Source organism: Actinoallomurus bryophytorum (assembly GCF_006716425.1).
Lineage (GTDB): Bacteria > Actinomycetota > Actinomycetes > Streptosporangiales > Streptosporangiaceae > Actinoallomurus > Actinoallomurus bryophytorum.
The window spans coordinates 6,681,965-6,702,262 of sequence record NZ_VFOZ01000001.1; the positions used below are offsets into that span (position 1 = coordinate 6,681,965).

The following is a 20,298-nucleotide window of genomic DNA, read 5'->3' on the forward strand; positions in this document are numbered from 1 at the left end:
GACGGTGTCCGGTCGATGACCGATAACACCTCCGGCAGTGGTCGTTCCCCGGCGGCCCGGGGCGAAGTCCCCGAGGCCGGCGGCGCGCCCCTGAATGGTTGGGAGTAGTCGCTGTGAAGCTTTCGCTGGTGTTGTGCCTGCCCAGAGACGCCGAGACCGCGCGTCTGACCCGGGAGGTGCTGGACGCGTCCCTCACCGCGCTGCGTGTGGCGGCCGATACCCGCAGCGACATCACCTTGGCCCTGGGGGAGGCGTGCGCGAACGTCATCCAGCATGCCGACTCCAGTGATGAGTACGAGGTCCGGGTACGGCTGACCAACTCCCTCTGCGTGGTCGAGGTGGTCGACACGGGGCGGGGCTTCGATTCCGCGACGTTGGGCCAGGCACGGGCCGACCAGGCGGCCACCGCCGAGCACGGCCGCGGCCTGCAGATCATCGACGCCCTCGCCGAGAACCTGCAGATCACCAGCCGCCCTCTGCACGGTGCGATGATCCGTTTCGAGAAGCCCCTTGAGCTCGATCCCCGGCTGGCCGTCTGAGCGATCTTCTTCCGCCCATCGTGGACATTCGCGGGCGGGCTCGGTCAAATGTTCTTGTGATGATCCGTCGTGGTTTGTCGGCCGCCCTGCTCGTCCTGTCCGGAGTGGTGACGGCGCCGTCCATGGCGACGGCGGAGCCGGCCACCGCGTATGTCGGCGTTTCGGTGGCCACGGCGTGGGTCGCCCCGGCAACCGACCGGGCGGTGGACCGGCCCGCGGTCGGCAATCCGGTCGACATCCGGAAGTGGACGACGGACATGACCTTGCAGCAGCGCGCCGATCTGGTCGGCAGGCTGGAGACACAGGCGCCGTACGGCAGTCCGGTGCGGATTCTGGAACGGCAGGGCGACTGGGTGCACGTGGCCGTCGCCGGCCAGCCGACCCCGCGCGACGCGCTCGGCTACCCGGGCTGGATCCCCGCGCGGCAACTGGTCACCGGAACGGCCTTCGGCACGCTGCGGCGGACCCGGCCGTTCGCGATGGTGACCGCCGACACCGCCTGGCTGTCCGCCGATCCCGCCGGACGGCGGCGTGAGATGGAGCTGCCGGCCGACACCCGCCTGCCGGTGCTGGCCCGCACCGGCTCCGCGGTGCTGGTCGCGACCCCCGACCGCGGCGGTCGCTGGCTCTCGGCCCGCGACGTGGCCGTCTACGACAAGGCGGCGGACATCCCGCGGCCCACCGGGACCGACCTGGTACGGACCGCGAAGATGTTCGCCGGTCTGCACTACCTGTGGGCCGGTACGTCGTCGTTCGGATTCGACTGCTCCGGCTTCACCCACACCGTCTACGACCTGCACGGCATCACCATCCCGCGCGACGCCGGTGCGCAGAAGGCCGGCGGAACACCGGTGGCCAAGGACGACCTGCTGCCCGGTGACCTGATCTTCTACGCGCACGACCACGGAACCGGCTCGGTCCACCACGTCGGCATGTACATCGGCGACGGCTACGAGATCGACGCGCCCGCCAACAGCGCGACCGAGGAGAGCCCGCTGGAGATCGTCAAGGTGGACCAGCACCGGTACGCGGACCAGTACGCCGGAGCGGTCCGTTATCTGTAGCACCTCACCTGGGGCGCCAACCCGCTCATGTCCGGAGAGGTAACGGGGTTGTCACGGGTCGTGTGGCCGGCCGCAACGAGAGATCCGCAGAGTGGCCGTCATGGGACTCAAGCGCAGGCGATCACCTGACCACCGGGGCGTTCACGCCTCGCCTGCCCGTGGCCGGAGCGCGTGGCGCCGCGACCTCGTGGAGTTCGCGGCGCTGTTCGTGGCCGCGGGCATCGCCCACCTGTTCTCCACGATGCTGGGCCACCGCGCCACCGGCTGGATGCTGCTGGTCGGGCTCGGCGGTGTGCTGCTCGTCGTCGTCTCCGGCCACCTGTGGTGGACGCACCGGCACGAGCGGCACCGGCATGGCCGCGGTGGCCGTGCCGGTGAGCCGCACCCGCCGGCGAGCCTGTGGCGGGTACGCGCCCGCGTACGTGACACCCCGGGCCAGCTCGCGGCGATGGCCGCCGCCACGGCGGCCGCCGGCGGCAACATCATGTCGCTGAACAGCCTTCTCGACACCGACGGGACGGTCGACGAGATCTACGTCCGAATGCCGTCGCCCGTGCCGGCGGAGACCCTGGTCACCGCGCTCAGCTCGGCCGGCGGTCGCGAGGTGACCGCCCGGCCGGCCTCCATGCACGAGCTGGTCGACCCGGTGACCCGTGCCCTCCTGCTGGCCTCGGCCGTCCGCGAGGACCCGCGGGGCCTGGCGGCCGCGCTCGCCACCCTGCTCGACGCGCGTCCCGTCCCGGCCGCCAAGGCGAACGACCGCGAGACGTTGTCGCTGTTCCCCGCAGGCGGCCGGCCGATCCGGCTCCACCGTCCGGGCGTGCCCTTCACGGCGAGCGAGATCGCCCGTGCGCTCGCGATAGCCGAACACGCACGCGCCGCGGACTGCCGGGCGTGAGACCCGGCGCCACCGGGGGAACGAGGCGCCAGACTGAATTCCGCGCGTACCGGATCCGGCGACGGTGGGCGTCCGGCCTTCGCGTGCGCCGGGTGGCCGGCGCACGCGAACCCGGTCAGAAGCCGGGGAAGACGCGGCGCAGGTCGTCCAGCGTGATCGTGGAGCCGGTGAGCGTCACGGTGTCCGGGGTGTGCTCCGGTGCGTGGCGGCCGGTGACCAGGCGCTGCCACCACTCCGCGGGTGCGGTGAGGACCGCGTCCGGATTGTCGGGAGCGTCGATGAAAGCCATCTTCTCGCTGCTCACTTCGAGGCCGAAGGACCGCTCCGGGTCCGTGGTGTTCACCGCGATGCGGACCGGCCCGCCACCCAGCTCCGCGGGCTTGCCGACGAAGGCCAGGAACATGTCCACCTGGGCGAACAGCAGCGGCGTTGCCTCCGGCGCCAGAGTCGCCTTCGGGTCGAACGCCACCTTGACGTCCCAGGTGTGGTGGGCGAACTCGTTGAGCCGCATGCGGCCGGAGGTCGCCACGTCGATGGGCGCGGGCAGGAATCCCAGGTCGATGCGGAGGCTCTCCCTGGTCTGCTCGTCGAGCCCTTCGTAGCGGCGGACGAGCGTCTCGTTCGCCGTGAGGAAGCCCTCGGCGCGCTCCTCGCGCGACATGGCGTCCCACCGCGCCCACACACCCTGGTTGAAGTCACCGGCGGGGCTGCCGGAGCCGTTCAGCGCACCTTCGACCGCGGCGAGGTTGATCTCCGCGCCGCTGCCCAGGTGGCTGAGCACCTGCGAGATGTCCCATTTCGATGCTCCGGACGGGCGCGCGAGGTCGTCGGCGGTGAAGCCGCGCACCAGCGCCGCGAGGTCGTCGTGGCCGGAGCGCAGTGCCTTGATCACATCGTCTGCTCGGTCGGTCATCTGTCTGTCTCCAGGAGGTCGCCGCGAAGGCCCGCGGCCGCTTGTCGCGCGGGCTCTGGGAGAAAGCTTAACGTTCAACTATTGACGCGGGAACTACCCGTTGCGGTACCAAGGGCGGATCGCCACGTACGCCCCGGCCTCGGGGTCGCCCTGGGCACGGCCGGCGCCTCGGGACGGAGTGAACCACTGGCGGCTCGGCCAGGGCGGATGAGCCGGTCAGGCGGGGGCGGGAACGCCTTCGAGGACCACGACCGGGAACACCCGCTCGGTGTTCTTCTCGTACGCGGAGGTGCCGTCGGAGACCATGCGGTAGAGCCGTTCGCGCTCCTCGCCCGCGGTCACGACGGCCCTGGCCTGGTAGGAGCCGTCGCCGAGTTCGACCGTCACGGCCGGGTCGGCTCGCAGGTTGTGGAACCAGGCCGGATGCCGCGGGGCGCCCGCCTTGGAGGCCACCACGAACACGCGGTTCCTGTCGTCGACCGCGAAGCCGACCGGCACGGTCGTTCGCCGTCCTGTCCGCGCCCCGGCCGTGGTCAGCAGCAGGATCGGGAACGGCGGCTGGCTCACCACGCCGCGATTGGCGCGGAACTCGCTGATGACGCCTTGGTTGTAGGCGAGGAACTCCTCGTCAGTCGGCACGGCAGGCATGGCTTCTCCTCAGTCTCTGTACGACCGGCGGCTGTGGTGGGAGGGGGGAAGGCCGAATCTCGCCACGAGGCCGGGACCGCCGGGGAAGACGGTGATGCGGGAGATCCCGGCGGGGGTGGCGGTGAGAACGGCGACCCCGAGGGCGTGATGGGTTCCGTCGTCGGTGCGGTGGTAGGTGGCCGCGGCGGGCTGGCCGTTGGCGCCGGTGGGGGTCATCAGCCAGTCGCCAGGAGATCCGATCACGTGCGCGAGGTAGCGCAGGCACGTCACCTTGCCGGAGAACCACGTCCGCGTGCCCACCAGTTCGATGGCGGCGTCGGTGCGCAGCGCTTTTTCCAGGGCCGCGATGTCGGCATTCTCGAAACCGGCGATGTACTGGCCGAGCAGGTCCCGGGCGTGCGGTTCGGTGATGATCTCGGTGGCGGGAGCGCCCTCGTCGAGCCGGGCGCGGGCTCGTTGCAGCGCGCTCTTGACCGCCGCGGTCGAGGTGCCGAGCATGGTCGCCACCTCGGGGGCGCTGAAGCCCAGCACCTCCCGGAGCAGGAGTATGGCGCGTTGCCGGGCCGGCAGGTACTGCAGGGCGGTGACGAGCGCGAGCCGCACGCTGTCACGCGTCGTGAGGATCGTGGCCGGGTCCTGGGTCCCGAAGGTCACCAGGGTGTCCGGTACCGGCCCCAGCCATGCCACCTCGGGCCCGGCCGGCGCCGGCATGTCATCGGGATCCTCGGCGGGGCCGCCCAGGCCGGAGGGCAGTGCCCGCCTGGTGCGTTGTTCGAGCGCGGACAGGCAGGCGTTGGTGGCGATGCGGTGGAGCCAGGTACGCGGCGAGGAGCGGCCCTCGAAGGTGTCGTACGAACGCCATGCCCGCAGGTACGTCTCCTGGACGAGGTCCTCGGCCTCGTCCACCGAGCCGAGCATGCGGTAGCAGTGCGCGAGCAGCTCGCGCCGGAACGGCTCGGTGCGCTCCACGAATTCCTCTGACCGTTCCGTCGTCACCGTATCCTCGCCATTCCTGGATCCCCTCCGCCCTGACGGGACCTGTATTACCGGCGCCCAGAGAAGGGCCTCGGTAATACAGACCGCCGTCGCCGCCGAAAGGAATCGCTCTCCCGCGTACGAGGTCACCAGTCCTGACGGGAACGTACGGGGCTACCGCAGGTCCACCGTGGTGTGCAGCCGCCGGTCGCGGGAGGACGAGCCGATCCACAGGGTCCGCTTACCGGGACCGAGCTGCCAGCCGTTCCTGGCGGTCGACCAGGAGGACAGCTGTTCCCGGTCGACGTGAACGGTGATGTGCCGGGTCTGGTGCGGGGCGAGGGAGATCCGTTCGAAGCCGACCAGCTTGGCGACCGCCTGCTGGACGTTCGCCGGCATGGCGGAGGAGGGACCGAGGTAGACCTGGGGGGTCTCCGAGCCGCGTACCGCGCCGGTGTTGGTCACGTTGAAGCTCGCCACGAGCCCGCCCGACCTGGTCGGGGCCGTCCGCAGCCCGCCGTAGGCGAAACCGGTGTAGGACAGGCCGTGCCCGAAGGGATAGAGCGGAGCGATGTCCTTCTTGTCGTACCAGCGGTAGCCCTCGTAGATGCCGTTGACCTTCATGCCGGTGATGGTGCGGTAACTGGTGGTCGCTCCGGGCAGGAACGGGCTCGGGCCGACGACGCCCGGATACATCGGGCAGTTTCCGGTCGCCGAGGTGTCGGTGCACGTCGGGTCGTACATGGGCGTCTGCTGGGCGCTCGCGGGGAACGTGATGGGCAGCCGCCCGCCCGGGTCGACCCGGCCGAACAGGACGTCGCCGGTCGCGGCCCCGCCCTCCTGGCCGGGGTACCACATCTCCAGGATCGCCTTCACGTCGCCGGCCCACGGCATGAGCACGGCGTCGCCGGTGTTCAGCACCACGACCGTGTCCGGGTTGGCCTGCGCGACCGCCTTGATCAGGTCGTTCTGGTAGCCGGCCAGCGACAGCCCGGCGGCCTGATCGGACCCGCCGCGGTCCGAGCCCTCGGTGCCCTCGTCATAGGCGAAGATCACGGCCGTCTTCGCCGACTTGGCGGCGCTCACGGCCTTGGCGATCGCCTGGGCCTGGTTGTCCGGCGGCACCCAGCGAAGCCGCACGTCGGTGGGCTTGGCGCCGGCGGTCACCCGCAGGTCCAGGTGGAGCTGCTGTCCCGCGGTCAGGTTCACCGAGTAGGTCGCCTGCTGGAGTCCCGGGTCGGCCGGATCGTGGGAGCGGGCGGCCTCACCGAGCGACGCGTAGGACGAGGAGGGCGCGGTGGGGTAGGCACCGATGTTGATCGGACGCGACGTGGTGGCCAGCCCGTCCACGAACAGCTGCGCGCCGGCCTGGTTCTGCACGGCGACCTTGAGCTGCCACCCCGTCCCGCCGGGGTCGGCGGGCGCGGTGAGCAGGCCCGACCAGCGCCACGCCGTACCCGGCGGCAGTGCGGTGCCGCCGCTGCGGTCGACGGTGGTGTCGAGCCGGTCGGGTGCGCCGCCGGTCGCGAGCACCGGTTGCGCGCCGGACGCGACGGGGTCGGTGGTGGTCTGCTGCCGCAGCAGACCATGCTGTCCGGCGAACTCCGCGTCGGCCGGGGTCAGGGTCCAGTCGGGGTAGTTCGCGGCGGGGTCCGGCGCGGTGAGCGCGGAGGACGGCACGGTCCGGCCGTCCAGGTCGTAGCCGGGGACATAGGAGACCGCCGATCCCGCGTGGGCCTTGATGGCCTCGTACGGGCCGGCCGACCCGTCGTAGGGCGTGACGTGGGCGCTGCCCCCGCCGCCGTAATAGGGCGCGATCGCGGTCGGGCCCATGACGACCAGGCCCTTCGACGCGCCGGCGCGCGACAGCGGCAGGATGTGCCCCTTGTCGCGCAGCAGGGTGGCGCTGCCGGCGGCGACGGATCGTGCGGTCGCGGCGTCGGACGCCCGCAGGCTCGCCAGGCTCGGGCGGGCCGGCACCCACGGCACCGGTGTGCCGTCGAAGTGGGACCCGTACTGGGTGCCCTCCAGCAGCCCGGCCTCGTTCATCGTGGAAAGGATGTGGAAGATCGCGGTGTCCAGCGCCGACTTCCACCGGTCGGCGGAGATCGCCGGGTAGGCGGGGAAGTCGGCGGTGGCGGCGACCTCCGGAGTGCCGCCCGTGACCGCGTCGGTCAGCGCGGCCTCGGTGAGGTTGCGACCGCTCGGCTGCTCGATGTCGGTCCCGTTGACCAGATCGGTGATCTTGTGCACCGCGCCCCAGTCGGACTGCACGAAGCCGGTGAAGGCGAGCTGCTGGCGCAGCACCTTGATGAGAGTGTCGTCGTCACCGCAGCCGTAGATGTCGTTGATCCGGTTGTAGGAGCACATGATCGAGCCGGCGCCGGCCTTGATACCGGCCTCGAAGGCCACCAGCTCGGTCTCGTGGAAGGTCTGGTCGTCGATGGCGACGCTGGTGGCACCGCGGCCGTTCTCGAAGTCGTTCTGGATGTAGTGCTTGAGCTCGGCGACCAGGCCCTGGCTCTGCGCGCCGGTCACCTCCTCGGCGGCGAGCCTGCCGGCCAGGTACGGGTCCTCGCCGAGGGTCTCGAAGTTGCGGCCCGCGGTCGGGTAGCTCACCTGGTTGATCATGGGGCCGAGCCAGACGTCCTGGCCCGTCGCCCGCCCGGCCGCGCCGACGGTCTTCCCGTAGGTCCGTGCCGCGCCGGTGTCGAAGGTCGCGGCCAGCCCGACCGGTGCCGGCATCGCGGTCTCGACGTGCCCGAGCCGTACGCCGGCGGGCCCGTCGGTCATCCGCAGCGGCGGTACGCCGATCCGGGCGACGCCCGGAATCCAGCCGGCCTGACCCACGCACCCCTCGGGCAGGGTCGTCGAGCAGGTGGTGTCGGCGCTGCCGTGCACCATGCCGATCTTCTCCGGCAGCGTCATCTGGGACACGAGCGCGCGCAGTTCGGGGCCGGTCAGCGTGCCCTTGCCCCAGGCGTACGACGAGGGCCGGGCCTCGGCGGCCGCCGGGCGGAGGCCGAGGCCGAGAACGGTCAGCAGGATGGCGGCGGCCATGACGAGGGCGCGCCGCGTCCGTCCGTACAGGAGAGGAGAGACGGAGGAAGCGGGCATGAGCGGGGCCCTTCCAGTGGCGAGGCGGAGGGTGCGAACGGCGGATCTTTCACTCGGCGGATGGGGCGGCGGTCGGCGGACTTGGGCAGAAGTGTCGCCGGGCGGTACGGGCGGCGGCGTGATTCGGCCGGATCCGGTCTGACCGCTGGACACGACCGCTCCCGCCGGGACCGGGCGCCCGAGCGGCATCGATCGACCGAAGTCGCGACGACTCAGACCATCGGCCACTGCCCCGCGCGGTCGGCGTCGCCTAGCGTCGCCGTATGAAGAAGCCGTTGGAGACTTTGGGCGGGTTGCTCATCCTGGGCGGGCTGGCGGGGATCGCGCACTGGTGGCTCGGCTGGGGTCTGTTCGGCATCGTGGCGCGCGCCGCGCACGCGACGCCGTACCTCCGCGACCACGAGGTCGTGACGTACGTCGTCCTCATCGTGGCCGGCCTCGCGGTGGTGCTCACCATCGACGATGCCGCCGAATCGCGCGACGGCGAATCGCATGACGGCGAATCGCGCGACGGCGGAGAGCCTTCCTGACGGGGCCTTACGGTCACCCGGCATTAGGCTCGCGAAGCCGGGCACAGCGGGCGTGCCGGCGCGGGAGACAGGGGAGACGAGGGCCATGGCCCTGCCGTGGCCGGGCCTGGCGAAGATCGCGTAGCCAAGGATTCACTGTGTCTTCTTCGGCACGTGCGATGTAATCTACGGACGACTCTAGAACCTGTTCTACCGGGCTTCCGCTGCAATGCAGGTCATTAACGATCGGCCGCTTTCGTGCCGGCTCGCAGGGAGTTCTCATGGACCACCCACGCCCATCCGCCGACCTGAAACTGCAGCGCTCCGGCCGCGATCCGAGTGCGCTCTCCTCCGACCTCACCCGGTGGCTGGCGACCGTACTGCCCGGTGAACGGCCGGACCCCGGCGTGGTGATGCGCGACGGGGTCGACGACAACGGCATGTCGGCGGAGACGCTGTTCCTCGAAGCCACCTGGAACGAGGACGGCCGGGAAAAGGCCGGCCGTTACGTCGCTCGCGTCACGCCGGCCGCCGAGGACATCCCGGTCTTTCCCGAGCAGGCACTGCAGGACCAGTACGACACCATGCGGCTGGTCGGCGAGCTGACCGACGTGCCGATACCGCGGCTGCGGTGGATGGAGCCCACGGGGTCGGTGCTCGGCACCCCGTTCTTCCTGATGGACCACGTCGACGGAAACATCCCGCGCGACGTGCTGCCCTACAACCTCGGCGACAACTGGCTCTTCGACGCCTCACCCGAAGATCACCGCCGGCTGCAGGACGGCACGGTGGACGTGATCGCCAAACTGCACGCCATCCCCGACGCACAGTCCACGTTCGGCTTCCTCACCCCGCGGCAGGGGAGGGCCGGTGACACCCTGCTCGCGCGGAACCTGGCGCGCACGAGGGCGTGGTACGACTTCGCGGTGCCCGGGACGGGCCCCTCCTCGCTCGTCGAGCGGGGGCTGGCCTGGCTCGAGGCGCACCTGCCCGAGACCGGCGAGACGGTCCTCAGCTGGGGCGACGCGCGGGTCGGCAACATCATCTACCGCGACTTCGAGCCGGTCGCCGTGCTCGACTGGGAGATGGCCGCGATCGGCCCCCGTGAGCTCGACGTCTCCTGGCTGATCTTCGCTCACCAGGTCTTCGAGTCGCTCGCCGAGATGCTGGCCCTGCCGGGTATGCCACACTTTCTCCGAGAGGAGGACGTGACGGCGGCGTACGAGAGGTTAAGCGGTGTCACCCTGGGCGATCTGCGGTGGTACCACGTGTACAACGCCGTGCGGTGGTGCATCGTCTTCCTGAGAACGGGCGCGCGGCAGATCCATTTCGGTGAGATCGAGCGTCCTGACGACACCGAGACCCTGATGCATCACCGGCCGTTGGTCGTCAGGCTCCTGGACGAGGTAGGTGCGTAGAGACGTGGTAAGCCCTCTCGACGAGTATCCGATCCACCAGGCGCCGCTCCCGGTGACCTGGGCGGCGACCAGCGACCGCAACTTCTATGACCGCTGCTACTTCAACGCCCACGACCGTACGGGCGAGATCTTCGTGATCAGCGGGCTGGGCTGGTACCCCAACCTCGGCACCAAGGACGCCTTCCTGCTGGTCCGGCGGGGCGACATGCAGACGGCCGTCCACCTGGGCGACGCGATCGACGACGACCGCCTGAACCAGCGGGTCAACGGCTATCGGATCGAGGTCGTCGAGCCGCTCAAGAAGCTGCGCATCGTCCTGGAGGAGACCGAGGGCATCGCGGCCGACCTGACCTGGGAAGGGTCGTTCGACGTCGTACAGGAGCAGCCGCACATCCTGCGCCACGGCAGCCGCGTGACCCTCGACGCGCAGCGTTTCGCCCAGGTCGGCACCTGGTCCGGCTCGATCGTCATCGACGGTGAGGAGATCGCGGTGACGCCCGACCGCTGGGTCGGCGCCCGCGACCGCTCGTGGGGCATCCGTCCCGTGGGCGAGGCCGTGCCGGCGGGCCGGCCGGCGGACCCGCCGTTCGAGGGCATGTGGTGGCTCTACATGCCGCTGCGCTTCGACGACTACGCCATGGTGCTGATCATCCAGGAGGACCCGGACGGCTTCCGCACCCTCAACGACTGCACCCGCGTGTGGCGTGACGGCCGGGTCGAGCAGCTCGGCTGGCCCCAGGTGAACATCTCCTACGCCTCCGGTACGCGGATCCCGACCGGAGCCGTGATCCGCTGCACCGGTGCGGAGGGCAGGCCCGTCACGCTGGAGGTCGAGTCACTGTTGCCGGTCGCGCTCCACCTGGGCGCCGGCTACAGCGGCGACGGCGACTGGTCCCACGGCATGTGGAAGGGCCCGGGGTTCACCGAGCGCGTCACCTACGACCTCGGGTCCCCGGAGGTCGCCGGGAAGATGATGTTCGGCGTGGTCGACCACGTCGGCCGCGCCACCTGCGAGGGTGCGACCGGCTACGGCCTGTTCGAACACGGCGCACTCGGCCGGCACGACCCGAGCGGCTTCACCGACTGGCTCACCCTCGCCCCCTGACCTGCCGGCCGGGCCGTGGCGCTCACGCGTGGGGGAGCGGTGAGTCGCCGTCCGGCACGGGGCCCAGGCTCGGCGGTGCGGGCAGGTCGGCGAGCGTGCTGAGGACGGGCGCCGCCGTGAGAAGGAGGCGTGCGTCCTCTTCCGGGATCGCCGACATCAAGGCGGACAGGACCTCGGCCTCGCCGTGCGCGAAGGACTGCAGGATGGCGCGGCCGGCGTCGGTGGCGGCCACGCGGATCGCGCGGCCGTCCGTCGGGTCCGGCTCGCGGTCGACGAACCCGGCCGCGAGCAGACCGGCCACCGCGGTGGTGGCGGTCGGCTGCGAGCACGGCACGCGCCGGGCGAGCTCACCGACGCGCAGCGGGCCGTACTGCATGAGCAGTGCGAGGACGATGAGCTGGGTCGGGTGCACCGCGCCGGTGTTACCGGCCCGGCGAAGACGGCGCATGAGACGGTGCATCGCGATCACGACGTCCAGCGCCTCTTCGGCACCCACCGTCCGCGCAGTCATGCTCAGGATAGTTTCAGCGTGGGTTTGTACATGTCCAGCCACAGAGCCAGGTCGAGGCTGCGTTCGAGACCGTGGCGCGACGCCTGGGTGATCTGCGGCGTCTCGATCTCGACCGCCCTGGCGAGCCAGTCGTGGCTGACGATGTCGAACACCGGATGCCCCGGCGTGGACAGGTACTCCCGCGCGTTGTCCTGGAGTTTCACCGCGTACTTGGGGTCCTGTGTGGACGGGTACGGGGACTTGACGCGGTCCGCCACCGACGGCGGCAGCACGTCGCGCGTCGCGCCGCGCAGCAGGGACTTCTCCCGGTCGTCATAGGTCTTGAGCGACCAGGGCGCGTTGTAGACGTACTCCACCAGCCGGTGGTCGCAGAACGGCACGCGTACCTCGAGGCCGACCGCCATCGAGGCGCGGTCCTTGCGGTCGAGCAGGATGCGAACGAAGTGCGTCAGGTGCAGGTAGCACACCTTGCGCATGCGCCATTCGAAGTCGCTCTCACCGTCGAGGCGCTCGATCGCGGCCACGGACGTGTCGTAGGCGTTCTGGATGTAGCGCGGCAGGTCCAGAGCCTCGGTCAGGTCGGGCGTGAGGATGCTGTCGTCCTTGCCGAAGTGATCGGCGAAGCGCACCAGCCAGGGGAACGTGGTGGCCCGCTGGGCCCTCGGGTCGAAGAACTGCTGGTAGCCGCCGAACACCTCGTCGGCCGACTCGCCCGACAGCGCCACGGTGGAGTGCTCGCGAATGGCCTTGAACAGCAGGTACAGCGAGGCGTCCATGTCGCCGAGACCCGCCGGGAGGTCACGGGCCCGGATGACCTTGGAGCGCACGTCCGGGTCGGCGAGCTGGTCGGAGTCGAGCACGATGTCCTGGTGCTCGGTGTGCGACATGGCCGCGACATCGTGCACGTACGGAGTGTCCGGTGTGCCGCGCAGGTCGTCGGGCACGAAGTTCTCGGTCTGGCCTACGAAGTCGACGGCGAAACTGCGGACCGTCTCACCGGTCTCGGCGAGCTGCCGGGCGGCGATGGCCGTCATCGCGGAGGAGTCGAGGCCGCCGGAGAGCAGAGTGCACCGCGGCACGTCGGAGACGAGCTGCCGGCGCACGATGTCCTCGAGCAGCTCACGGACATGCGCGACCGAGGCGTCCCGGTCGTCGGTGTGCTCGCGGGTCTCCAGCGTCCAGTAGCGCGTGGTGCGCAGGCCGTTGGCACGGACGGTGACGATGGTGCCCGGCTCGACCTCGCGCATGCCCTCCCAGACCGCGTGCCCCGGCGTCTTGACGAAGGCGAACAGCTCGCGGACGCCGTCCAGGGTCAGGGCACGCTCCGCGAGCGGGTTGGCCAGGATCGCCTTCGGCTCGGAGCCGAACAGCACGCCGTCGGCGGTCTCGTAGTAGTAGAAGGGCTTGATGCCCATCCGGTCACGGACCATGACGAGCTTGTTCTCGCGGGAGTCCCAGATCGCGAAGGCGTACATGCCGTTGAGCCGCTCGGCGAACGCGTCGCCCCATTCGAGGTACGCCACCAGGACGACCTCGGTGTCGGAGTCGGTGTGGAACCGGTGACCGCGGCCGATGAGCTCCTCGCGCAGCTCGGTGAAGTTGTAGGCCTCGCCGGAGTACACCATCACGATCGGCCCGTTCGGCGTCCGCACGCTCATCGGCTGACGACCGCCGGGCAGGTCGATGATCGCCAGCCGGCGATGGCCGAGCGCCGCGTGTTCGGTCACCCAGGTGCCATGGTCGTCCGGGCCGCGGCAGGCCATCGTCTCGGTCATCGACTCCACGGCGGCGTGTTCCGCGCGCAGATCGCGCCCGAACGACACCCATCCGCAGATTCCACACATGAGTACCTCCAACGAGCGTCGCCTGATCCGTACGTTCAGTGGCTCTGTGATCACCTACCGCCTAATTACATTACCCGCCTATGTAAATTTCATGTTACGTCATCCCTGCAAGTCACCGTCACTCAGGGTGATCGTCAAGGCTGGGCCGTGCCGCCGGCCTGGGCGGGGCTCGCGCGCTCGGGCAGCCGGATCCGTATCTCGGTCCGGCCGGGTGCGCTCGTCAGCGTCACCGTGCCTCCGTGCGCCTGGACGACGGCGGAGACGATGGCCAGCCCGAGGCCGGTGCTGCCCGCCCTGCGTGAGCGTGAGTCGTCGCCGCGGACGAAGCGCTCGAACGCCTTCTCCTGGAGGTCGGCCGGGACGCCGGGACCGTCGTCGGTCACCTCCAGCGTGACGGTGCCGGGCTCGTCGGCCGCCACCCGCACCGTGACGTTCGTACCGCCGGGCGTGTGCGTGCGGGCGTTGGTGAGCAGGTTGCCGAGGACCTGGTGCAGCCGGTACTCGTCTCCCTGGAGCACCACCGGTTCGCCGGGCAGGTCCAGCGACCAGCGGTGGTCCGGTCCGGCCGCGCGTGCGTCGGACGTCGTGTCGATCGCGAGCCGGGTCAGGTCGACCTGGTCGTGGGCCAGCGGCCGTCCGGCGTCGAGGCGCGCCAGGAGGAGCAGGTCGTCCACGAGATGCCCCATCCGCGCGGACTCGGCCTCGACCCGGCTCAGGGCGTGCCTGACCTCGGGCCCGGACCCGTCGGCGTCGCGGCCCGCGAGCTCGGCGTGGCTCCGGATGGCGGCGAGCGGGGTCCGCAGCTCGTGGCTCGCGTCGGCGACGAAGCGGCGGAGCCGGTCCTCGCTCGCGTGCCGCTGGGCGAGCGCCGATCCGACGTGTTCGAGCATGCGGTTGAAGGCGATGCCGACCTGGCCGACCTCCGTGCCGGGGTCGCGGTACGGAACCGGGCCGGGCATCGCGATCTCGCCGCTGCCGAGCGGGCGGCGGGAGACCTCCGTGGCGGTGGCGGCGATCCGGCGCAGTGGCCGCAGCGTCAGCCGTACGAAGACGGTGCCGGCGATGGCGGTGCCCAGCAGCACCGCCCCGAAGACGATCAGTTCGGTCACCTCGACGCGATCGAGCGTCTGCTCCAGGCCGTGCATCGGCAGCCCGGTGATGAGGACGTCACCGTCCTGACCGGCCGCCGCGATCACGCGGTACTCGCCGAGGGCCTCCAGGTCGATCGTCTCCGGTCCGGAGCCGGCGGCCAGCCCGGCCAGCCTCTGCCGGTCCGCCGTCTCCAGCACGAGCTGCCCGCCCCGGTCGCTGACCACGCCGCACTGCGTGATCCGGCCGTCGATGAGGCGGGCGCCGAACGTGCCCACGGCCTGTCCGTGCTCCCGGTCGGCGTCGCCGGCGCCATCGGGATGTTCGAGGTTGACGGCGTAGCGGGTGCCCGCCGCGGTGAGCTGCTGGTCGAGCCGCGCGACCAGGAACGCGTGGAGGGCCAGCGTCGTCACCAGGCCGACGACCGCGCAGGCGACGGTCAGGAGCACCAGCAGCCCGGCGATGAGCCGGCCGCGGAGGGTGCGGATGCGGAAACTCATGCGGATCTCATCTGATGGGCGGCTTGAGCACGTAGCCGACGCCGCGCACCGTGTGCAGGAGGGGCTCACGGCCGGCGTCGATCTTCTTGCGCAGATAGCTGACGTACAGCTCGACGACGTGCGCCTGGCCGCCGAAGTCGTACTTCCACACCCGGTCGAGGATCTGGGCCTTCGACAGCACCCGGCGCGGGTTCCGCATGAAGTAGCGGAGGAGCTCGAACTCGGTGGCCGTCAGCTCGACCAGGTCACCGCCGCGGCGTACCTCGCGGGCGTCCTCATCCATCGTGAGGTCGGCCACGGTGAGGGCGTCGCCACCCTGGCCGCGAGCGCGGCCCGTACGCCGGAGCAGGCCGCGCAGCCGCGCGAGGACCTCTTCGAGACTGAAGGGCTTGGTGACGTAGTCGTCTCCGCCGGCCGTGATCCCCGCGATGCGATCCTCGACCGCGTCGCGGGCGGTGAGGAACAACACGCAGACCGAGGGGTTGTCCGCCCTCAGACGCCGCAGGACGTCCAGGCCGCCCATGTCCGGAAGCATCACGTCCAGCAGGACCGCGTCCGGCCGGAGCTCACGTGCGGCCCTGATCGCGTCGGCGCCGTCGCCGGCGGTCCGCACCTCCCAGCCCTCGAAGCGCAGCACGCTGGCGAGGACCTCCGCGAGGCTCGCCTCGTCGTCGACCACGAGCGCGCGTACGGGGGACCCGTCGGGACGGGTCATGATCGGGTGCCGCGGCCGGGGCGACGCATCGGGATCGTTCATCGTGGTCCCACCCTGCCCCTGGCGGCTGCGGCGTACCTGGGGGTTTCTTCAGAATTACCTCTGAAGGATGGCAAACGCACTGGTCACGGTGGGGTGACCGGCCGTACACAGGCGCCTCAGAAGGAATCCACAGGAACCGGCAGCAGGGTGGGGACCTCCACCAACCGCTCACTCGGGGGAGCCTGTGACGACATTCGACGGCCGGGTCACCACCCGCCGCCCGGTCCGTGCCGGCCCGGCATACGTGCTGGTGCCCGTCGCCGCCGGCGCCGCGGCGATCACCGCGCTGTGGTGGCACGACACCCCGGCGATCACGAACGCCGGGGACTGGATCACCAATGCCGGCCGTGTCACCGGCCTTCTCGCCGGCTACGCGGCCGTCGTGCTGCTCGCGCTCATGGCGCGGGTCCCCGCGCTCGAACGCGGCGTCGGGACGGACCGGCTCGCGCGATGGCACGCGATGGGCGGCCGGTACATGGTCGGGCTCGTCGTGGTGCATCCCCTGCTGATCATCTGGGGGTACGCCGTCACCGCGCACACCGGTGTCGTGCACCAGACCGCGACGCTCCTCCTCAGCTACCCGGATGTGCTCATGGCGACGGTCGCGGGCCTGCTCCTCGTCGGCGTCGGCATCGTCTCCATGCGTGCCGCCCGGCGGCGTATGCGCTACGAGACCTGGTTCTACCTGCACTTCTACACCTATCTCGCGATCGCGCTGGCGTTCAGCCACCAGTTCGCGACAGGCGCCGACTTCATGGCGGACCGCGCCGCCCGCGCCGCCTGGGCCCTGCTCTACCTCGGCGTCGGATGCCTGCTCGTCTGGTACCGCTTCGTCACGCCCCTGCGCCGGGCGGTCGTCCACCGGTTGCGCGTCGCCGGAGTGCACCGCGAGGCACCCGGGGTGGTGTCGATCTACGTCCGGGGGAGACGCCTGCACGAGCTGGGTGCCGAGCCCGGTCAGTTCTTCCGCTGGCGGTTCCTGACCCGGGAGCTCGGCTGGGCGGCCAACCCGTACTCGCTGTCCGCACCCGTACGACCGGACCTGCTCCGGATCACGGTGAAGGACTTCGGCGACCACAGCGCGGCGCTCACCCGGGTACGGCCCGGCACCCGGGTCTTCGCCGAGGGGCCGTACGGGTCGTTCACCGAAGGGCGGCGACGGAGCCGGAAGGTGCTGCTCCTGGCGGGCGGGGTCGGGATCACGCCGTTGCGGACGCTGTTCGAGACGCTGCCCGGCGGCCCCGGCGAGATCACGCTCCTGTACCGGGCCACCCGCCGCTCCGACCTGGTGTTCGAGCAGGAGCTCGTGGCGATCGCGCGGGCCAGGGGAGCGGCCGTGTACGTCCTGGCCGGCTCACGCGCCGAGCTCGGCGCGGACCCGCTGGCGCCGGCGGAGCTGACCCGGCTCGTTCCGGACCTTCCCCGGCACGACGTGTACCTCTGCGGCCCGGACGGCATGACGGCCGCCGCCACCACGGCGCTGCGCGCGGCCGGGGTCCCGCGACACCGGATCCACCACGAGTCGTTCGCGTTCTGAGGAGGAACACATGAAACGGGCGATCCTCGCCATTGCCGGGACGATCTCCGGCCTGGTCCTCCTGCTCGGCTTCAAGACCCATCCGGCCGGTCAGGCGGCGGGCGGTGTCACGGACACGAGCACCGGTACGGCGGCGGGGCCGAGCCCCGGCGTCACGTCCGGCAACGGTTCGTCCGGCACCCGTACCGTCCAGGGAAGCAGCATCGACACGCAGTGGGGCCCGGTCCAGCTCCAGGTGACGCTGACGCACGGGAAGATCACCAAGGTCACGGCGCTCCGGCTCCCCGACGGCAACCAGCGCGACCGTGAGATCAACGACTTCGCCGTGCCGCGGCTGACCCAGGAGGCGCTGTCCGCGCAGAGCGCGCGGATCGACGCCGTGTCCGGCGCGACCTACACCAGCGAGGGGTACATCCGGTCGCTGCAGAGCGCGCTGGACAAGGCGCGCTCATGACGGCCCGGCGGCACGTGGAGCACTGCATGGGCACCGTCTTCTCCTTCGATCTCCGTCCCCCTCACGTCCCCGCGGCCGTCCTGGAGGACGTCGTCGCCTGGCTGCACCGGATGGACGCGACGTTCTCCCCGTACCGGCCGGGCAGCGACATCAGCCGGCTGGCCCGGGGCGACGTCACGCTCGCCGGGTGCGCACCGGAGGTGGGGGAGATCCTCGGCCTGTGCGACCGGCTGCGGGAGGCCACCGCCGGCTGCTTCAGCGCATACGCGTCCGGGACTCTGGACCCGTCGGGCGTGGTCAAGGGCTGGGCCGTCGAGTCGGCCGCGGAGATGCTGCGCCGTGCGGGCTCCCGCAACCACAGCGTCAACGGCGGAGGCGACCTGCGACTCGACGGCGGTCCGGAACCCGGCCGGCCCTGGCGGATCGGCATCGCCGACCCGCTGCGGCCCGGTGCCGTCGGCACCGTCGTCGTGGGGCGCGACCTGGCGGTCGCCACCTCGGGAACGGCCGAGCGCGGGGCCCACATCCTCGATCCCCGTACGGGCCTGCCCGCGGAGGGCCTCGCGTCGGTCACCGTCGTGGGGCCCGATCTGACCACGGCCGACGCGTACGCGACCGCGGCCTTCGTCATGGGCGACGCCGCCCGCGACTGGATCGAAGGACTGCCCGGCCACGAGGCGTACGCCGTGGCCGCCGACGGCCGGAGCTGGACGACGAGCGGCCTGCGCCCGGCCGCGGCGGACGAAGTCGGGTTACCGCACCGCCCGGCCGCGACGCCGCCGATCCCGGATGTCAGCGCCGGAGGGCGTCGAGCACCTCGGCCGCGCTCTGCCGCGTACGGCGCGAGTCGTCGGCCGTTAGCGCGGTGAGCAGCTCGATCGCCCGGTCCCCGCCTGGTGGGAGCGCGCCGTGTTCCCGTACGTACCGGCCGAGCCCGAGCGTGGCGTGGTAGCGGGCGGGTTCGTCAGGGTCGTCCAGATGCGCGAGGAAGCGGTCCACATCGGCCTCGTGGAGCAGCGACAGCGCCGCCGCCCGTACCTCGCCCGACGGGTGGTCCGCCAGGCCCCTGAGCCTGGGCAGCGCCTCGGGGTAGCCGGTCAGCGCGTTGCGGGTGTGCCAGGCCAGCCCAGGGTCGGCCACGAGGAGGTCCACCAGCTCCTCCACCACCGCGCGGCGCTTCGAGCGCGGCAGCCGTTGGTCGCCCAGCAGCCGCAGGCCGTCCAGTGCCCCGATGCGTATCCGCTCGTCCGGATCGCGGATGAGCAGGAGCAGCAGGCCGGCGGTCCGCTGGTCCCCGAGCTCGCCCAGGACACTGGCCGCGACCGCCCGCACGTAGGGATGGGGCGACCGGGTGACGGCCGACTTGATATGCCGTACGGCGGACGGCGTGCCGATGCGGGCCAGTGCCCGTACGGCGAGCGGGCCCACGGTGGGGTGGCCGAGCCATCGGACCGCCATCGTCAGGGCGCGGCGATCGCCCGAGCGGGCGAGCGCGTGGAGCAGCGTCCGGGCGACGTCCGGATCCCGTTCGTGCTCCAGCGCCGCCAGCAGGACGCCGGCCGTGCCCGGTTCGTCGGCCAGCCTGCGCGCCACGGCGGCACGTAGTTCGGGAGCCTGACCGCGGAGGCCGCTGAGCAGGGAGTCGCGCAGCCGCGGCGTGTAGCGGGCGGGCAGCATCTCCAGCGCCTTCACGCGTGCCGCGACGGAACCCTGCCGGGCCGTACGCAGCACCTCGGCCACCACGGCCTCCTCGCCCATCCGGGCGCTGACCAGTTTGAGCGCATGTCCCCAGATGGCGGGCTCAGGGTCGCCCAGCAGCCGCACCAGTACGCGGAGATCGCCCGGTGCGTCCAGCCGGATCAGCCCGGCGAGTGCGTTGAGCCGTACGTGGCGGTCCTCGTCCGACAGCAGCCGACCGAACGCCTCGGTGACGGCCGGGCCGGTCAGCGCGAGCCGGTCGGCGGCGACCGAGGCCCGGCGGCGCACTCGCGGGTCCGCGTCCGCCATCAGGCCGATCAGCACGTCACCGGTGCCGGGGACGCCGAGGCGGCCGAGACCGAGCGCCGCGGCCGCGCGTACGACGGGCTCGGGGTCGCGGGCCGCGTCCACGAGGACCTGAGCGTGCTCGGCCCGGCCGATGCGGCCGAGTCCCTTGGCGGCGGCCGCCCGCCGCTCAGGGTCCGGCTCCGCCGACTCCCGCAGGAAGAAGGTGATCTGATGTTCGGTGCCCACGCCGCTCCTCCCCTGAAGAAGACGTTCGTGCCGCCCGTCCGGTGTACAGAGCCACCAAACGGCCTGTCCGGATAAGGACATTTACAGGGAGTTGACGGTGAGGAAAGATTCAGCTGACCGGTGAAACGGGGGCCGTTTCGTGCGGGCGCATAAGGCGCAGGTTCGATTCATCGGTGTCCGGAGGTAAT

The 20,298-nt window shown here is 71.3% G+C and carries 18 protein-coding genes; 9 read left to right on the forward strand and 9 right to left on the reverse strand.

Annotated elements, in window-relative coordinates:
• Window positions 1–113 precede the first annotated feature (113 nt).
• The 3 genes from FB559_RS31125 (at window position 114) to FB559_RS31135 (ending at window position 2,501) form a co-directional block, all read left to right on the forward strand.
• Window positions 114–539 carry an ATP-binding protein gene (locus tag FB559_RS31125; RefSeq protein WP_141960281.1) on the forward strand — a complete coding sequence of 142 codons (426 nt, stop codon included), beginning with the start codon at window positions 114–116 and terminating at the stop codon, window positions 537–539.
• Window positions 540–598: 59 nt separating this feature from the next.
• On the forward strand, window positions 599–1,603 hold the full coding sequence (locus FB559_RS31130; RefSeq protein WP_141960283.1) for a C40 family peptidase: 1,005 nt from the start codon (window positions 599–601) through the stop codon (window positions 1,601–1,603).
• Window positions 1,604–1,703: 100 nt separating this feature from the next.
• A complete protein-coding gene (locus tag FB559_RS31135; protein WP_141960285.1) occupies window positions 1,704–2,501 on the forward strand; it encodes a hypothetical protein in 798 nt (265 codons plus the stop codon).
• Window positions 2,502–2,616: 115 nt separating this feature from the next.
• Here FB559_RS31135 and FB559_RS31140 read toward each other — a convergent pair whose 3' ends face one another.
• The 4 genes from FB559_RS31140 to FB559_RS31155 all read right to left on the reverse strand — a co-directional run bounded on the left by FB559_RS31140 (window position 2,617) and on the right by FB559_RS31155 (window position 8,154).
• Window positions 2,617–3,414 (reverse strand): maleylpyruvate isomerase family mycothiol-dependent enzyme, encoded by a 798-nt coding sequence (locus FB559_RS31140; RefSeq protein WP_141960287.1) that lies wholly within the window; start codon window positions 3,412–3,414, stop codon window positions 2,617–2,619.
• A gap of 216 nt (window positions 3,415–3,630) precedes the next feature.
• On the reverse strand, window positions 3,631–4,062 hold the full coding sequence (locus tag FB559_RS31145) for a nitroreductase/quinone reductase family protein (protein ID WP_141960289.1): 432 nt from the start codon (window positions 4,060–4,062) through the stop codon (window positions 3,631–3,633).
• 9 nt (window positions 4,063–4,071) lie between these two features.
• Complete coding sequence (locus tag FB559_RS31150) at window positions 4,072–5,058, reverse strand: sigma-70 family RNA polymerase sigma factor (RefSeq protein WP_141960291.1); 987 nt, start codon at window positions 5,056–5,058, stop codon at window positions 4,072–4,074.
• Between the two features lie 153 nt (window positions 5,059–5,211).
• Window positions 5,212–8,154: a beta-glucosidase gene (locus tag FB559_RS31155; RefSeq protein ID WP_185792476.1), complete on the reverse strand. Its 2,943-nt coding sequence runs from the start codon at window positions 8,152–8,154 to the stop codon at window positions 5,212–5,214.
• Between the two features lie 263 nt (window positions 8,155–8,417).
• Here FB559_RS31155 and FB559_RS31160 point away from each other — a divergent pair, with 263 nt between their 5' ends.
• The 3 genes from FB559_RS31160 to FB559_RS31170 all read left to right on the forward strand — a co-directional run bounded on the left by FB559_RS31160 (window position 8,418) and on the right by FB559_RS31170 (window position 11,186).
• A complete protein-coding gene (locus FB559_RS31160) occupies window positions 8,418–8,684 on the forward strand; it encodes a hypothetical protein (protein WP_141960295.1) in 267 nt (88 codons plus the stop codon).
• 260 nt (window positions 8,685–8,944) lie between these two features.
• Entirely contained in the window at window positions 8,945–10,081 is a 1,137-nt protein-coding gene (locus FB559_RS31165) for a phosphotransferase family protein (RefSeq protein WP_141960297.1), read from the forward strand.
• A gap of 4 nt (window positions 10,082–10,085) precedes the next feature.
• A complete protein-coding gene (locus FB559_RS31170; RefSeq protein WP_141960299.1) occupies window positions 10,086–11,186 on the forward strand; it encodes an Rv3169 family protein in 1,101 nt (366 codons plus the stop codon).
• Window positions 11,187–11,208: 22 nt separating this feature from the next.
• Here the strand turns inward: FB559_RS31170 and FB559_RS31175 are convergent, their stop codons facing one another.
• The 4 genes from FB559_RS31175 to FB559_RS31190 form a co-directional block, all read right to left on the reverse strand.
• Window positions 11,209–11,697 carry a MarR family winged helix-turn-helix transcriptional regulator gene (locus FB559_RS31175; RefSeq protein WP_141960301.1) on the reverse strand — a complete coding sequence of 163 codons (489 nt, stop codon included), beginning with the start codon at window positions 11,695–11,697 and terminating at the stop codon, window positions 11,209–11,211.
• 2 nt (window positions 11,698–11,699) lie between these two features.
• Window positions 11,700–13,541, reverse strand: coding sequence for an asparagine synthase (glutamine-hydrolyzing) (gene asnB / locus FB559_RS31180; RefSeq protein WP_141960303.1), 1,842 nt, complete (start codon window positions 13,539–13,541; stop codon window positions 11,700–11,702).
• Between the two features lie 134 nt (window positions 13,542–13,675).
• Window positions 13,676–15,130 carry a sensor histidine kinase gene (locus FB559_RS31185; protein ID WP_141960305.1) on the reverse strand — a complete coding sequence of 485 codons (1,455 nt, stop codon included), beginning with the start codon at window positions 15,128–15,130 and terminating at the stop codon, window positions 13,676–13,678.
• Between the two features lie 7 nt (window positions 15,131–15,137).
• Window positions 15,138–15,887 carry a response regulator transcription factor gene (locus FB559_RS31190; protein ID WP_141960307.1) on the reverse strand — a complete coding sequence of 250 codons (750 nt, stop codon included), beginning with the start codon at window positions 15,885–15,887 and terminating at the stop codon, window positions 15,138–15,140.
• Between the two features lie 184 nt (window positions 15,888–16,071).
• Here FB559_RS31190 and FB559_RS31195 point away from each other — a divergent pair, with 184 nt between their 5' ends.
• Genes FB559_RS31195 through FB559_RS31205 form a run of 3 tightly spaced genes read left to right on the forward strand, consistent with a single transcriptional unit; the run spans window position 16,072 to window position 18,747 of the window.
• On the forward strand, window positions 16,072–17,424 hold the full coding sequence (locus tag FB559_RS31195; RefSeq protein WP_141960309.1) for a ferredoxin reductase family protein: 1,353 nt from the start codon (window positions 16,072–16,074) through the stop codon (window positions 17,422–17,424).
• Between the two features lie 10 nt (window positions 17,425–17,434).
• Window positions 17,435–17,878: an FMN-binding protein gene (locus FB559_RS31200; RefSeq protein ID WP_141960311.1), complete on the forward strand. Its 444-nt coding sequence runs from the start codon at window positions 17,435–17,437 to the stop codon at window positions 17,876–17,878.
• Window positions 17,875–18,747 (forward strand): FAD:protein FMN transferase, encoded by an 873-nt coding sequence (locus FB559_RS31205; protein WP_221640251.1) that lies wholly within the window; start codon window positions 17,875–17,877, stop codon window positions 18,745–18,747. Before FB559_RS31200 ends, FB559_RS31205 begins: the two co-directional genes overlap by 4 nt.
• On the opposite strand, the gene FB559_RS31210 is transcribed toward FB559_RS31205, so the two are convergent.
• Entirely contained in the window at window positions 18,671–20,110 is a 1,440-nt protein-coding gene (locus FB559_RS31210) for a HEAT repeat domain-containing protein (protein ID WP_221640252.1), read from the reverse strand. The two genes, FB559_RS31205 and FB559_RS31210, sit on opposite strands and share 77 nt — an antisense overlap.
• Between the last annotated feature and the right edge of the window lie 188 nt (window positions 20,111–20,298).